The 14,951-nt window shown below is 70.4% G+C and carries 12 protein-coding genes; 3 read left to right on the top strand and 9 right to left on the bottom strand.

The window, feature by feature from the left end; genetic code table 11:
* Window positions 1-20: 20 nt before the first annotated feature.
* From PGH47_RS38925 to PGH47_RS38885, 9 genes are all read right to left on the bottom strand, one after another.
* Window positions 21-764, bottom strand: coding sequence for a PIG-L deacetylase family protein (locus PGH47_RS38925; protein WP_271667373.1), 744 nt, complete (start codon window positions 762-764; stop codon window positions 21-23).
* A 28-nt stretch (window positions 765-792) separates the two neighbouring features.
* Entirely contained in the window at window positions 793-2,094 is a 1,302-nt protein-coding gene (locus PGH47_RS38920) for an alpha/beta fold hydrolase (protein WP_271667372.1), read from the bottom strand.
* A gap of 101 nt (window positions 2,095-2,195) precedes the next feature.
* Entirely contained in the window at window positions 2,196-3,221 is a 1,026-nt protein-coding gene (locus PGH47_RS38915) for a LacI family DNA-binding transcriptional regulator (RefSeq protein ID WP_093748242.1), read from the bottom strand.
* Window positions 3,222-3,305: 84 nt separating this feature from the next.
* Window positions 3,306-4,736 (bottom strand): BNR repeat-containing protein, encoded by a 1,431-nt coding sequence (locus PGH47_RS38910; RefSeq protein WP_271667371.1) that lies wholly within the window; start codon window positions 4,734-4,736, stop codon window positions 3,306-3,308.
* Between the two features lie 69 nt (window positions 4,737-4,805).
* Entirely contained in the window at window positions 4,806-5,126 is a 321-nt protein-coding gene (locus PGH47_RS38905; protein ID WP_271667370.1) for an L-rhamnose mutarotase, read from the bottom strand.
* 17 nt (window positions 5,127-5,143) lie between these two features.
* Complete coding sequence (gene rhaS / locus PGH47_RS38900; RefSeq protein WP_107906446.1) at window positions 5,144-6,226, bottom strand: rhamnose ABC transporter substrate-binding protein; 1,083 nt, start codon at window positions 6,224-6,226, stop codon at window positions 5,144-5,146.
* A 101-nt stretch (window positions 6,227-6,327) separates the two neighbouring features.
* Window positions 6,328-7,302 (bottom strand): ABC transporter permease, encoded by a 975-nt coding sequence (locus PGH47_RS38895; protein ID WP_093748241.1) that lies wholly within the window; start codon window positions 7,300-7,302, stop codon window positions 6,328-6,330.
* Entirely contained in the window at window positions 7,295-8,335 is a 1,041-nt protein-coding gene (locus PGH47_RS38890; RefSeq protein ID WP_271667369.1) for an ABC transporter permease, read from the bottom strand. Before PGH47_RS38890 ends, PGH47_RS38895 begins: the two co-directional genes overlap by 8 nt.
* Window positions 8,332-9,849: a sugar ABC transporter ATP-binding protein gene (locus tag PGH47_RS38885; RefSeq protein ID WP_271667368.1), complete on the bottom strand. Its 1,518-nt coding sequence runs from the start codon at window positions 9,847-9,849 to the stop codon at window positions 8,332-8,334. The genes PGH47_RS38890 and PGH47_RS38885 overlap by 4 nt, the downstream gene beginning before the upstream one ends.
* A 285-nt stretch (window positions 9,850-10,134) precedes the next feature.
* On the opposite strand from PGH47_RS38885, the gene rhaI reads away from it, so the two are divergent.
* The 3 genes from rhaI to PGH47_RS38870 all read left to right on the top strand — a co-directional run bounded on the left by rhaI (window position 10,135) and on the right by PGH47_RS38870 (window position 14,893).
* Window positions 10,135-11,295, top strand: a complete 1,161-nt coding sequence (rhaI, locus tag PGH47_RS38880; protein ID WP_271667367.1) for an L-rhamnose isomerase — start codon at window positions 10,135-10,137, stop codon at window positions 11,293-11,295.
* Window positions 11,296-11,408: 113 nt separating this feature from the next.
* Window positions 11,409-13,448 (top strand): bifunctional aldolase/short-chain dehydrogenase, encoded by a 2,040-nt coding sequence (locus tag PGH47_RS38875; RefSeq protein ID WP_271667366.1) that lies wholly within the window; start codon window positions 11,409-11,411, stop codon window positions 13,446-13,448.
* Window positions 13,445-14,893: a rhamnulokinase gene (locus tag PGH47_RS38870; protein ID WP_271667365.1), complete on the top strand. Its 1,449-nt coding sequence runs from the start codon at window positions 13,445-13,447 to the stop codon at window positions 14,891-14,893. The genes PGH47_RS38875 and PGH47_RS38870 overlap by 4 nt, the downstream gene beginning before the upstream one ends.
* Window positions 14,894-14,951: the final 58 nt, after the last annotated feature.

Raw genomic sequence — 14,951 nt, 5'->3', positions numbered from 1 at the left:
TCCCGCGTCGCCGGTCCGAACTACCGGCCGAACAGCTCGAACGCGACGGCCGGCCTGCCGCCGAACCGCTCCCCCGTCGTCCGGGCGTTCTCGGTGAGGAAGCCGCGGACATACGTCTCGGGGTCCTCGTCGGTCAACACCTCGATGTAGGTGCGGTGTTCGAGCAAGGAGTGCACCGCTCGCTCCAGTCCCGCAGTCGCGTCCACCGCGTGGGTGGGGGTGCTGGAGCCCGCCACCGCGACCCAGCGGACGCCGTTCCACGGCTGAAGGCCCTGCTCGATCAGCTCCGGGAAGATCCAGCGGTTGCCCGCGTCCCCCGCAGCGTCCAGCGTGGCCCGGCCGACGGCCACATGGTCCGGCGTGTTCCAGGCGACGCCGCCCCAGGTGTCCCGGTGGTTGAGCGTGATCACCAGCTCGGGCCGGTGCCGGCGGATCGCGGCGGAGATGTCGCGGCGCAGGGCGGTGCCGTACTCGATCACGCCGTCCTTGTGGTCGAGGAACTCCACCGTCGTCACGCCGACTCGGGCCGCGCTGGCCCGCTGCTCGCGCTCGCGCAGCGGGGCGCACTTCTCGGGGTCCAGGGTGTCGATGCCGGCCTCGCCGCGGGTCGCCAGGACATAGGCGACCTCGCGGCCTGCGTCGGTCCAGGCGGCGATCGCCGCCGAGCAGCCGTACTCGAGGTCGTCCGGGTGCGCGACGACGGCGAGCGCGCGCTGCCAGTCGTCGGGCATGGCTTGGAGCTGAGTGATCGTCGGCTCGGTCATGCCCGCACCCTAACGCGTCACACCGACATCACGCTTCGTCACGGGTGAGGGCGAGCAGCCGGTCCAGGACGCGGGGGCCCCCGGCCCTGACGCCGTCGTGCTCGAACTCGTCGGTGACCCAGGTCCGCAGGCCCCGCACGGCACGGGCGGTGGCCAGGGAGTGGGCGGTGTCGACGTACATGTCGTCGTGGTAGACGGCCGCCGCGACCGGCACCTCGTTGGCGGCCAGGCGCGCGGAGTCGTACAGGGGCGTCCAGTCGGTGCGGGCGGCGAGGAGTTCGGCGGCCTCGCGCAGTGGGCGCAGCGCCGGGTCGCTGTCGAACATCCAGGGGTGGATCGACTCGCCGGTGAACAGCAGCGGGCCGTCCCCGGCGAGCGTCTTGGCCGCGTCGAACTGCGGGAACTCGGCGCGCACCCGCTCCGCGGACCAGGCGGTGGGCCGGTCGTCCTGGCCGTAGATCGCCTCGTGGACGAGGGCGTACAGCGGGTGGCCCGCGTACGACAGCAGGTTCTGCGCCTCTTCCTGGAAGGCGTCCGAGAGGGCGATGCCCTGCGGAGTGCGGACGAAGGCGTGCTCCAGCAGGTAGTGCAGGCGGTGGCTGCCCTCGCCGCCGCCGAGCAGGATGCCGAGGGACTGGAAGGCCTCGGCGGTGAAGCGGTAGCCGTTCGGCAGGACCACGTCGTTCGCCAGGAGGTGGTCGGCGATCCGGCGGGCGCGCTCGACGTCCTGCGGGTAGCGGGCGTAGTGCGCGGCGACCTTGCGCTCGATGCGCGGGAAGGCCGCCCGGTAGACGTCGTCGGCGTGCGCGTCCAGGGAGGGCAGGCCGCCGGTGATCACGGCGGCGGTCAGGCCCTCGGGGGCGGTGGACAGGTAGTTGACCGTGCAGAAGCCGCCGAAGCTCTGGCCGAGGACCGTCCAGGGGGCGCCGCCGGTCACCTCCCGGCGGATCAGCTCGCAGTCGCGGACGATCGAGTCGGCGCGGAAGTGCGTGAGGTAGTCGGCCTGTTCGGCGGGGCCGCCGCGCAGCGGGAGCGTCTGGCGGTTGGCGGGCGTGGAGTGGCCGGTGCCGCGCTGGTCCAGCAGCAGGACGCGGAACTCCTTCAGCGCCCGGCCGAGCCAGGCCCCCTTGCCGACGAAACGGTTCGCCCCGAAGCCGGGGCCGCCCTGGAGGTAGACCAGCCACGGCTGCTCCTGGTGCGCCTTGTCGCCGGCGACGACCTCACGGGCGTAGAGCTCGATCGTCTCCCCCGCCGGGTCGGCGTGGTCGAGGGGCACGGTGAAGCGGCGGTCGGTGAGGACGACGCCGGGCTGGCGGTAGCTGACGGTCAACGGTGCTCCCGGGACGGAGGGTTTTCGGGCCGCGTCCCAGTTCAGCACATGTTCCTGCGCCGACCGAGCCCCGGGATCATGAAATCGTACTGAATGGCCGATCAGCGGGCCGAGAGACTGGACCGCCTGACCACCAGCTCCGGCTGGAGTACGACCCGCCGGTGCTCGTGCTTCTTCGCCCCGGTCTCCTCCTCCGTCTCCTCCAGCAGCATCTCCGCCGCGAGGGTGCCCATGGTGACCGCGGGCTGCCGTACGGAGGTCAGCGGGACGGCCGCGGCGGCCGCGAACTCGATGTCGTCGTAGCCGACGATGGCCAGGTCGTCGGGGACTCCGACACCCGCCGCGTACATGGCCTGGAGCACGCCGAGGGCGAGCAGGTCGTTGGCGCAGAAGACGGCGGTGGGGCGCTCGGCGAGGCCGAGCAGGCGGGCGCCGGCGTCCCGGCCGGCGGCGACGTCGAGCCGCTCGGTGGGCAGCTCGCGCAGGTTCTCGGGGCCGAGGCCGGCCTCCCGGAGCGCGTTCAGGGCGCCGGTGCGGCGGTCGCGGACCTGGTTGAGGCCGGGCGGGCCGCTGACGTAGGCGATGGAGCGGTGCCCGGCGTCGACGAGATGGCGTACGGCGAGGGCGCCGCCCGCGACGTCGTCGACGGAGACCGAGCACTCGGTGGTGCCCTCGGCGACGCGGTCGACGAGGACGAAGGGGATGTTGTGCCGGCGGAAGGTCTCGATGTTGCGGCCGGTGGCGTCGGCCGGGGTGAGCAGCACGCCCCGCACCCGCTGCTCGGCGAAGAGCGACAGGTAGTCGGCCTCCTCGCTCGCGCTCTGGGCGCTGTTGCAGACCATCACGCCGAGCCCGGCGTCCCGTGCGGTGCGCTCGGCGCCGCGCGCCACGTCGACGAAGAAGGGGTTGCCCATGTCGAGGACGAGCAGGCCCATGATCCGGCTGCGGCCCGCGCGCAGCTGGCGTGCGGACTCGCTGCGGACGTAGCCCAGCCGGTCTATCGCGGACTGCACCCGCGCCCGGGTCTCGGTCGCGACCGTGTCCGGACGGTTGATGACGTTCGAGACCGTGCCGACGGAGACTCCGGCGGCGCGGGCGACGTCCTTGATACCCACCGACTGGGCCATCGGGCAGGGACCTCCAGAAAGACTTGTGGTGCGTGGGAGCGGCGCGAAGGAACATTACCGTCAAGCCGCCCACAACGGCTGCGATCAGGCAGGCAGGCGGAAGTTGAGGTTACGCAGGGCCGAGGGCGTCGTACCGCTGGACTTCTCCTGGTACGTGATCGACAGGAAGTTGTCCTGCGCGACGCGGGTCTCGTCGACGACGACCTCGCCGAAGGCGTTCAGCCCGGCGCCGACGCCGTCGTACAGGATGGTCCAGTCCGTGTACCCGGAGGCCTTGGAGGCTCCGGCGATCCGGCAGAACGGGAAGATCGCGTACGCGTTGTCGTACTTGTCCAGGATCAGCTTGGTGCGCTGGCTGGAGTTCAGCGGGACCGGGATCTCGGTCTTCCGCCAGGTGCCCGAGGCGTTCCTGCGCACGTGGAAGGCGCGGCCGTTCGCGGTGCGGTCGGCGACGTAGTTGGTGGTGCACTGCCCGAACCGGCCGGGGACGTAGCTGATGATCGCGTGCGGCAGGCCGGCGGAGTCGGTGAACTGGCTCTCCTGGTTCATCAGGGAGTGGTCGGGGTTGAGCGGGTCGATCACGAGTCCGCTGTCGGTGACGGCGACCTTGTCGGAGCCGCCGGTGGTGCCGACGACGGTGCCCGCGTCGTTGCGCCAGGTGCGGCCGCGGTCGTCGGAGTAGACGTAGCCGGTGTCGTGGTTGGTGATGCCGCCGCCGGAGCACATCACGGCGCCGTTCTGCTCGCGCCAGGTGAAGAAGGAGTGCAGGCGTCCGGCCCGGTCGTAGTCGATGCCGTGCAGGTACATGTTGCGGGCGGTGGAAGAGCCGTGCTCGCTGGTGTAGGTGCCGGTGGAGCTGCTCCACTCCCCCAGATTGCTCCAGGCCGAACCGTCGTACTCGGCGAGGGCGTTGCGGCCGTTGCCGGAGACGGCGACGCGGTAGCTGAGCTGGAGCCTGCCCTCGGGGGTGGAGACGAACTGCGGGTAGGTGAACTGCGAGGTGAGGGCGAGACCGTCGAGCGTCGACTGGGGCGCGCCGAAGCGGCTCGCGGTCCAGCTCAGGCCGGCCGGGTTGTCGACCAGTCCGGCGACCGACTTGACGTAGGTGAAGCCGTCGCTGTGCGAGTCCATGTTGAGGTGGAGGCGGCCGTCGACCTTGGAGATTCCCATCGATATGACGTTGTGGGAGTCGTCGTAGCGCAGGCTGTGGCCGACCTTGAGGGTGGACCAGGTGCTCGCCCCGAGTGCGCGGCGGCCGACGACGGCGCCCCGGTCGGCGGTGTACCAGGCGGCGTACTGATAGCCCTTGTGGGTCAGCAGGCCGTTCTTCTGGAAGGCGTTGTTGTTGACCAGGCCGTCGTACGACACGAAGTAGATGGCCTGGGTGTCGAGGGTGGTGGTGCCCGTCAGGGTGAGGGACGGGCCGGGGTCGGCGGCGCGGGCGGTGCCGGAGGCGAGGGCGGGGGTCACGACGGCTCCGGCGAGTGCGGCGCCCAGCAGGGTACGTCTCTTCATCTCGGGGGACTCCAGGGTCGGCGAGGTGCGAGGCGGGGTCGTGCGGGGGGTGGGGGTGGGGGTGGGGGGTCAGGCGAGGTGGAACACTTCCGTGAGGGGCTTCATGGCCTCGTCGGGCCGGGCGCCGTCCAGTGACTCGAAGAACGGCGCCATGTCCGCCTGCCAGCGGGCGTTGACGTCGGTGGCTTCCATGCCGGCCACGGCGGCGGCGAAGTCCTCGGTCTCCAGGTAGCCGACGAGCAGGCCGTCGTCACGCAGGAAGAGCGAGTAGTTCCGCCAGCCGGTGGCCGAGAGCGCTTGAAGCATCTCGGGCCACACGGCCGTGTGCCGTTCGCGGTACTCGTCGAGGCGGTCCGCCCTGACCTTCAGCAGGAAGCACACGCGCTGCATCAACAACCCTCCGGGTGTCAGAAGTTGAACTGGTCGATGTTCTTGGCGTCGAAGACGGTCGGCTTGCCGAGGCTGATCACGCCGTCCTTGCCGATGGTGTAGTCGCCCATGTCGCCGGCCTTGAAGGTCTCGCCCTCCTTGCCGGTGATCTGCCCGGAGACCAGCGCCACGGCGGTACGGGCGGCCAGCTCGCCGAGCTTCGCCGGGTCCCACAGCTCGAACGCCTCGACGGTGCCGTTCTTGACGTACTTGCGCATGTCGTTGGGGGTGCCGAGGCCGGTCAGCTTGACCTTGCCCTTGTACTTGGAGCCCGACAGGTACTGGGCGGCGGCCTTGATGCCGACCGTGGTCGGGGAGATGATCCCCTTCAGGTTCGGGTATTCCTGGAGCAGGCCCTGGGTCTGCTGGAAGGACTTCTGGGCGTCGTCGTCGCCGTAGGCGACCTTGACGAGCTTCATGTCCTTGTACTTGGGGTCCTTGAGCTCGTCCTTCATGAAGTCGATCCAGGTGTTCTGGTTCGTCGCGGTCTGCGCGGCGGACAGGATCGCGATCTCGCCCTTGTAGTCCAGCTGCTCGGCGAGCAACTGCACCTCGGTGCGGCCCAGGTCCTCGGCGGAGGCCTGCGAGACGAAGGCGTTGCGGCAGCCGGCGGTGGTGTCGGAGTCGTAGGTGACGACCTTGATGCCGTTCTTCATGGCCTGCTTGAGCGCGGTGCACAGGGCGCCCGGGTCCTGCGCGGACACGGCCATCGCGTCGACCTGCTGCTGGGTGAGCGTGTTGACGTAACTCACCTGCCCGGCCGTGTCGGTGGCGCTGCTCGGCCCGACCTCCTTGTAGCTGGAGCCCAGCTCCTTCAGGGCCGCCTCGCCGCCCTTGTCGGCGGAGGTGAAGTAGGGGTTGTTGACCTGCTTGGGCAGGAACCCGACGGTCAGCCCCTTCTTCAGCTCGGCATTCGGATCGGCCTTGCCGGCGGTGGCCGCGGAGGCCCCTTCGTCCTTGACGTCCTCCTTGGTGGTACCGCCGCAGGCGGTGGCCGCGAGAGCGAGGGAGGTGACGGCGGCGAGGGTCACACAGACACGCCGGAGGGATGACTTACGCATGACGGTTCCTTCTGACAGAGGTGAGTGGATGCTGTTGGGGGCGCGGGGCCGTATTCGATGTGCGGCTCCGCCGCGTGGGCGCGATCAACCACGTACGGCCTTCAGCCGGATGACTGAGCCCGCACGACGGCGATTTGCCGAGCCACCCGCGGCCCGAGGACGGAAAGCACGAGCAGGACACCCGTGACCACGATTTGCGACTGCGCCGAAACGTCCTGAAGGCTCATCACGTTCTGCAGCGCCCCCAGCAGAAACACCCCGGCGATGGCACCGCCCAACGTTCCCTTGCCCCCGTCGAAGTCGATGCCCCCGAGCAACACCGCGGCGACGACGGAGAGTTCAAGACCCGTGGCGTTGTCATAGCGGGCGCTCGCGTAGTGCAGCGCCCAGAAGATCCCGGTGAGCGACGCCATCAGCCCCGTCACCGTGAACAGGATCAGCTTCTGCCGCTTGACCCTGATCCCGGCGAACCGCGCCGCCTCCTCGCTCGCCCCGATCGCGAACAGCGACCGCCCGAACGGCGTGGCGTGCAGCGCGACCACGGCGATGGCGAGCAGGACCAGGAAGGGCAGGAGGGCGTACGGGACGAAGGTGTCGCCGATGCGTCCGGCCGCGAAGTCCAGGTACTGGGTGGGGAAGTCGGTCACCGCGTCGGACCCGAGCACGATCTGAGCGATGCCGCGGTAGGCGGCGAGGGTGCCGATGGTGACGGCGAGGGACGGCAGCCCCAGCCTGGTCACCAGCAGCCCGTTGATCAGTCCGCACACCACGCCCAGCAGCAGGCAGATCGGGATGATCGTCTCGATCGTCATGCCCTGGTTCCACAGCGCGCCCATCACCGCGCCCGAGAGGCCCGCCGTCGACGCCACCGACAGATCGATCTCGCCCGAGACCACGAGCAGGGTCATCGGCAGGGCGATCAGCGCGATGGGCAGCGTGTTGCCGATCAGGAACGACAGGTTCAGGGCGTTGCCGAAGCCGTCGACCGTAGTGAAGGACAGCAGGAGCACGACGACGAGCAGGGCGCCGACGACCGTGTCCCAGCGAACGGCGCGCGCGAGCGAGAAGTCAGCCATGGCGGGCGTTCCTCTTCTTCAGGGCGGTGGCCACCCGCAGGGCGACGATCCGGTCGACCGCGATGGCGAGGATGAGCAGGATGCCGTTGATGGCGAGCACCCAGACGGAGCTGACGCCGAGGGCGGGCAGCACGCTGTTGATGGAGGTCAGCAGCAGCGCGCCGAGGGCGGCGCCGTAGACGCTGCCGGAGCCGCCGGTGAAGACGACGCCGCCGACCACGACCGCGCTGACGACGGTGAGTTCGTAGCCGTTGCCGGTGCCGGAGTCGACGTTGCCGAACCGGGCCAGGTACAGCGCGCCCGCGAGTCCGGCGAGCCCGCCGCAGAAGGTGTACGCGGCGAGGATCCGCTTGCGCACCGGGATGCCGGCGAGGCGGGCGGCCTCCGGGTTGGAGCCGAGGGCGTACAGCTCGCGGCCGCTGCCGTAGTGCTTGAGGTGGTACGCGGTGATCACGAGGACCACGAACGCGATGAGTGCCAGCCACGGCACGGCGGAGATGCCGCCGGAGCCGAAGTCGACGAAGCCGTCGGGGAGATCGGCCGCGGTGATCTGGCGGGAGCCGACCCAGATGGAGTCGATGCCGCGGATGATGTAGAGCGTGCCGAGGGTGACCACGAGCGCGGGGACCTGGCCGAGGCTGACGAGCAGGCCGTTCAGCAGGCCGAAGCCGATGCCCATCAGGACCGCCAGGAGCACGGCCAGGACCGGGTTCCCGCCGCCCTGGAGGAACGTACCGGCGGCGAAGGCGCTGATGCCGAGCGTGGAGCCGACCGACAGGTCGACGTTCCGTGTGATCACCACCAGGGACTGGCCCGTGGCGACCAGGACGAGGATCGTCGCGTTCAGCAGCAGGTCCTTGATGCCCTGCTCGGTGAGGAACTCGCTGTTGCCCAGCTGGGTGACGACGATCATCACCACGAAGACGGCCAGGATGGCGAGTTCGCGCATCTTGAAGACGCGGTCGACCAGGCGGGTGCCGCTGGACTTGGCCACGTCGGTCGCGGGAGCCTCTTGGGGAGTGGTGACCGTCATGCGGCGGCCCTCCCGGTGGCTGCGGCCATCAGGGTTTCCTCGGTTGCTTCGGAGCGCGGGATCTCTGCGGTCAGGCGGCCCTCGTGCATCACGAGCACACGGTCGGCCATGCCGAGGATCTCGGGCAGGTCGGAGGAGATCATCAGGACGGCCACCCCGTCGGCGGCCAACTCGCCGAGCAGCCGGTGCACTTCGGCCTTGGTGCCGACGTCGATGCCCCGGGTGGGTTCGTCGACGATGAGCACCTTGGGGCCGGTGGCGAGCCACTTGGCGAGGACGACCTTCTGCTGGTTGCCGCCGGACAGGGTGTTGACCGTGTCGGCGATCCGCGCGTACTTGACCTGGAGCTTGACGGCCCAGTCGAGGGAGCGGCTGCGTTCGGCGCCGCGGTCCATCAGCCCCGCCCTGACGGTCGTACGCAGTCCGGTGAGGCCGATGTTGCGCTCGATGGACATGTCCATCACCAGACCCTGGGCGCGCCGGTCCTCGGGGACCAGTGCGAGACCGGAGGCCATGGCCGTGGAGGGGGCGCCGTTGGTGAGTGCCTTGCCGCCGACGGACACCTCGCCGGCGTCCCAGCGGTCGATGCCGAACACGGCGCGCGCGACTTCGGTACGGCCCGCGCCGACGAGTCCGGCGAGGCCGACGATCTCACCGCGCCGCACGTCGAAGGAGACGTCGGTGAAGACGCCCTCCCGGGTCAGCCGGCGCACGCTCAGGGCGATCTCCCCCGGCTTCACATCCTGCTTGGGATACAGCTCGTCTAGGTCTCGGCCGACCATCCGGCGCACGAGGTCGTCCTCGGTCATGCCCTCCACCGGCTCACTGGCGATCCAGGCGCCGTCGCGCAGGGTCGTCACCTGCCGGCAGATCTGGAAGATCTCCTCCAGCCGGTGGGAGATGAACAGGACGGCGGCGCCCTGTTCGCGCAGGGTGCGCACGACTCCGAAGAGGCGCGCGACCTCGCTGCCGGTGAGGGCGGCGGTCGGCTCGTCCATGATCAGGACGCGGGCGTCGAAGGAGAGCGCCTTGGCGATCTCGACGATCTGCTGGTCGGCGATGGACAGGCCGCGCGCGGGCCGGTCGGGGTCGAGTTCGACGCCGAGGCGCCGCATCAGGGCCAGGGTCGCCGTGTGCGTGGCCTTGTGGTCGATGCGGCCGAGGGCGCGTCGCGGTTGGCGGCCCATGAAGATGTTCTCGGCGATCGAAAGGTCGGGGAAGAGGGTCGGCTCCTGGTAGATCACGGCGATGCCGGCGTCGCGGGCGTCGCCGGGGCCGTGGAAGACGACGGGCTCGCCGTCGAGCAGCACCTGGCCCGCGTCGGGCCGGTGCACGCCGGCGAGCGTCTTGATCAGGGTCGACTTGCCCGCGCCGTTCTCCCCGGCGAGGGCGTGCACCTCTCCGGGGAACAGCTCCAGGGAGACGTCCCGCAGGGCACGGACCGCGCCGAAGGACTTGGAGATGTCCCTGAGCGCCAGAACCGGGGCCGGACCCGTGGTGGACGGGTGGGTCATGGGGGCTCCTCGACGACGCCGGCGGGACGGGCCTCTCGACGTCGTGAAAGGTTTCAACTTGGTTGCCGGGACGTTAGGCACGGAGCGCATGTCCCGTCAATGGGTCCGTGTCGAAAAAGTTTCGATGAAGCTAGGTCACGGCCGAGTCACGAGAAACGGCCTAGGCCACGGGGCTTGACACCCCTTCGGGGGGCCCATACGTTCCCGTCTTGAATCGTTTCACAGTGAAGCGTTTCAAAAGTCCGCCGTCCGACGCTTCCGTCCCGACGTCACAGGAGCCCTGAAGTGACCGAGCTCGCCGCGGTGAAGGCCGCACTCAAGACCCAGGCCGTCGAAACGCCGTCGTGGGCGTACGGGAACTCGGGGACGCGGTTCAAGGTGTTCACGCAGCAGGGCGTGCCCCGGACGCCTCGGGAGAAGCTGGACGACGCCGCGAAGGTGCACGAGTTCACCGGCGTCGCGCCGACCGTCGCCCTGCACATCCCCTGGGACAGGGTCGACGACTACGCGGCGCTGGCCAAGCACGCCGAGGAGCATGGGGTGCGGCTGGGCGCGATCAACTCCAACACCTTCCAGGACGACGACTACAAGCTGGGCAGCATCTGCCATCCGGACGCGGCGGTGCGGCGCAAGGCCGTCGATCATCTGCTGGAGTGCGTCGACATCATGGACGCGACGGGCTCACGGGATCTGAAGCTGTGGTTCGCGGACGGCACGAACTATCCCGGACAGGACGACATCCGGGGACGTCAGGACCGGCTGGCCGAAGGGCTGGCCGAGGTGTACGAGCGGCTCGGGGACGGGCAGCGGATGCTGCTGGAGTACAAGTTCTTCGAGCCGGCCTTCTACGCGACGGACGTGCCGGACTGGGGGACGGCGTACGCGCACTGCCTGAAGCTCGGGCCGAAGGCGCAGGTCGTGGTCGACACCGGGCATCACGCGCCCGGCACCAACATCGAGTTCATCGTCGCCACGCTGCTGCGGGAGGGGAAGCTCGGGGGGTTCGACTTCAACTCGCGGTTCTACGCGGACGACGACCTGATGGTGGGCGCGGCCGATCCCTTCCAGCTGTTCCGGATCATGTACGAGGTCGTGCGTGGGGGTGGGTTCACGTCGGACGTGGCCTTCATGCTCGACCAGTGCCACAACATCGAGGCGAAGATCCCGGCGATCATCCGGTCGGTGATGAATGTGCAGGAGGCCACGGCGAAGGCATTGCTGGTCGATGGGTCCGCGTTGGCTGCGGCGCAGGCCGGCGGGGATGTGCTCGAGGCCAATGCCGTGCTGATGGATGCGTACAACACGGATGTACGGCCGTTGCTGGCCGGTGTGCGGGAAGAGATGGGCCTCGCCGCCGACCCGATGGCTGCGTACCGCCGGTCGGGGTGGGCCGAGAAGATCGTCGCCGAGCGAGTCGGTGGGCAGCAGGCCGGCTGGGGGGCGTGAGCGTCTGCCGTCTTCCGTTGTCGGCGGACTGCGGGCCGTATGTGGCTGGTCGCGCAGTTCCCCGCGCCCCTGAGGGCGTATCCGCACCCCCTGTCAGATAGGACTCAATACTCATGTCTCCCCATCCCGAAGCCGACGCCCTCCTCGCCCGGTCCCATCGGCTCGGCTCCGATCCCCGCAACACCAACTACGCCGGTGGCAACGCGTCCGCCAAGGGCGTCTCCGTCGATCCCGTCACCGGAGGTGATGTGGAGCTGATGTGGGTCAAGGGGTCCGGTGGTGATCTCGGCACGCTCACCGAGGCGGGGCTGGCCGTGTTGCGGCTGGACCGTATGCGGGCGCTCGTGGACGTCTACCCCGGCGTCGAGCGCGAGGACGAGATGGTCGCCGCCTTCGACTACTGCCTGCACGGGAAGGGCGGGGCGGCGCCGTCCATCGACACCGCCATGCACGGGCTCGTGGAGGCGGCGCACGTCGATCATCTGCACCCGGACTCGGGCATCGCGCTGGCCTGTGCCGCCGACGGGGAGAAGCTGACCGCCGAGTGCTTCGGGGACACCGCGGTGTGGGTGCCGTGGCGGCGGCCCGGGTTCCAGCTGGGGCTGGACATCGCCGCCGTGAAGGCCGCCAACCCGCAGGCCGTCGGGTGTGTGCTCGGCGGGCACGGGATCACCGCCTGGGGCGACACCTCCGAGGAGTGCGAACGCAACTCGCTGCACATCATCCGGACCGCCGAGAAGTTCCTGGAGGAGCGCGGCAAGAGCGAGCCCTTCGGGGCCGTCGTCGAGGGGTACGGCGCGCTCGAAACTCCTCGGCGCCGTGAGCGGGCCGCGGCCCTCGCGCCGTACGTCCGCGCCATCGCCTCCCAGGACAGGGCCCAGGTCGGGCACTTCGACGACTCCGACGCCGTCCTGGAGTTCCTGGCCCGGGCCGAGCACCCACGGCTCGCCGCGCTCGGGACCTCCTGCCCGGACCACTTCCTGCGGACCAAGGTGCGCCCGCTCGTCCTCGACCTGCCGCCCACCGCGCCTCTCGACGAGGCCGTCGCACGGCTGAAGGAGCTGCACGCCGAGTACCGCGAGGAGTACGCCGCCTACTACCGGCGGCACGCCCTGCCCGACTCCCCCGCGATGCGCGGCGCCGACCCGGCAATCGTCCTCGTCCCGGGTGTCGGCCTGTTCAGCTTCGGCAAGGACAAGCAGACCGCCCGGGTGGCCGGTGAGTTCTACGTCAACGCCATCAATGTGATGCGGGGCGCCGAGGCCGTCTCCACCTACGCGCCCATCGAGGAGTCCGAGAAGTTCCGGATCGAGTACTGGGCGCTGGAGGAGGCCAAGCTTCAGCGGATGCCGAAGCCCAGGCCGCTGGCGACTCGGGTCGCGCTGGTGACCGGCGCGGGCAGCGGGATCGGGAAGGCCATCGCGCGGCGGCTGGTCGCCGAGGGCGCGTGTGTGGTCGTCGCCGATCTCGACGCCGGGAACGCCGCCGCCGTCGCCGAGGAGCTCGGCGGGCCCGACAAGGCCGTCGCCGTGACCGTGGACGTCACCTCCGAGGAACAGATCGCCGGCGCCTTCCAGGAAGCCGTGCTCGCCTTCGGCGGTGTGGACCTGGTGGTCAACAACGCCGGCATCTCCATCTCCAAGCCACTGCTGGAGACCTCCGCCAAGGACTGGGACCTTCAGCACGACATCATGGCCCGCGGTTCCTTCCTCGTCTCCCGCGAGGCGGCCCGGGTGATGATCGCGCAGGGGCTGGGCGGCGACATCGTCTACATCGCCTCCAAGAACGCCGTCTTCGCCGGGCCCAACAACATCGCCTACTCCGCCACCAAGGCCGACCAGGCCCATCAGGTGCGGCTGCTGGCCGCCGAGCTGGGCGAGCACGGCATCCGCGTCAACGGGGTCAACCCGGACGGTGTCGTACGCGGGTCGGGGATCTTCGCCGGCGGGTGGGGTGCTCAGCGCGCCGCCGTGTACGGGGTCGAGGAGGCGAAGCTCGGTGAGTTCTACGCCCGGCGGACCATCCTCAAGCGCGAGGTTCTGCCCGAGCATGTCGCGAACGCCGTCTTCGCGCTCACCGGCGGGGACCTTACGCACACCACCGGGCTGCACATCCCGGTCGACGCCGGCGTCGCGGCCGCGTTCCTGCGATGAGCGCCCGCGTGAAGTCGTACGCCGCGGTCGACCTCGGCGCGTCCAGCGGACGTGTCATGGTCGGCCGCGTCGGCCCCGACAGCCTGGAGCTGACCGAGGCGCACCGGTTCCCGAACCGGCCCGTGCGGACGCCCGAGGGCCTGCGCTGGGACGTCCTCGGGCTGTACGCCGGGGTGCTGGACGGGCTGCGCGCGGCCGGGCAGGTCGACTCCGTCGGCATCGACAGCTGGGCCGTGGACTACGGGCTGCTGGACGCGGACGGCGTACTGCTCGGGAACCCCGTGCACTACCGGGACTCCCGGACGGAGGGGGTCGCCGAGAAGGTGTGGGCGACCGTTGCGGCGGAGGAGCTGTATGCCGCGACGGGGTTGCAGTACGCCCCCTTCAACACGCTGTACCAGTTGACGGCGGCACGTCACTCCGCCCAACTGGCGTGCGCCGAGCGGCTTCTGCTCATCCCCGACCTCCTGACGTACTGGCTCACCGGCGAGCAGGGCACCGAGCTCACCAACGCCTCCACGACCCAGCTCGTCGATCCCCGCACGCGCGACTGGTCGTACGACCTCGCCTCCCGTCTGGGCATCGACCTGCACCTGTTCGCGCCGCTCAGGCAACCCGGTGATCCGGCGGGCCGGTTGCGTGCCGAGGTGCTGGAGGAGACCGGGCTCGCCGGGCCGGTGCCGGTGACCGCGGTCGGGTCCCACGACACCGCCTCCGCGGTGGCAGCCGTACCGGCCGACGGCGAGCGGTTCGCGTACATCTGCACCGGCACCTGGTCGCTGGCCGGGCTCGAACTGGACGCGCCGGTGCTCACCGAGGAGAGCCGCGCCGCCAACTTCACCAATGAGCTGGGGCTCGACGGCACGGTCCGGTATCTGCGGAACATCATGGGGCTGTGGCTGCTCCAGGATTGCGTACGGGCCTGGGGCGAGCCGGAGTTGGGCGCGCTGCTGCTGGAGGCCGGCCAGGTGCCGGCGCTGCGGTCGGTGGTGGACGCGGGGGACGCGGCGTTCCTGGCGCCGGGGCGGATGCCGGAGCGGATCGCCGAGGCGTGCCGGGCCTCGGGGCAGCCGGTGCCGGTCTCGCCCGCCGAGGTCACGCGGTGCATCCTCGACTCGCTGGCCCTCGCCCACCGCAGGGCGATCGACGAGGCGCAGCGCCTCGCCGACCGTCCCGTGGACGTCGTGCACGTCGTGGGCGGCGGCACCCGCAACGCCCTGCTGTGCCAGCTGACCGCCGACGCCTGCGGGCTGCCGGTGGTGGCCGGTCCGGCGGAGGCCGCCGCCCTCGGGAACGTCCTCGTCCAGGCGCGGACCCACGGCCTGGTCGGCGACCTCCGCGACGGGCGCCGCCTGCTCACCCGTACCCAGCCGCTGACCCGGTACGAGCCGCGCGGGGACGCGGCGCGCTGGCGCGAGGCGGAAGCCCGGCTCACCGACGGGTGACGAGGTCTCCCCCAAGCCGCCATGCCCTATTACGCTGCACTCATCCGATGATCGATCA

The organism is Streptomyces sp. HUAS 31, from assembly GCF_028198125.1.
GTDB lineage: Bacteria > Actinomycetota > Actinomycetes > Streptomycetales > Streptomycetaceae > Streptomyces > Streptomyces chartreusis.
This window is presented reverse-complemented; position numbering and strand designations above follow the sequence as displayed.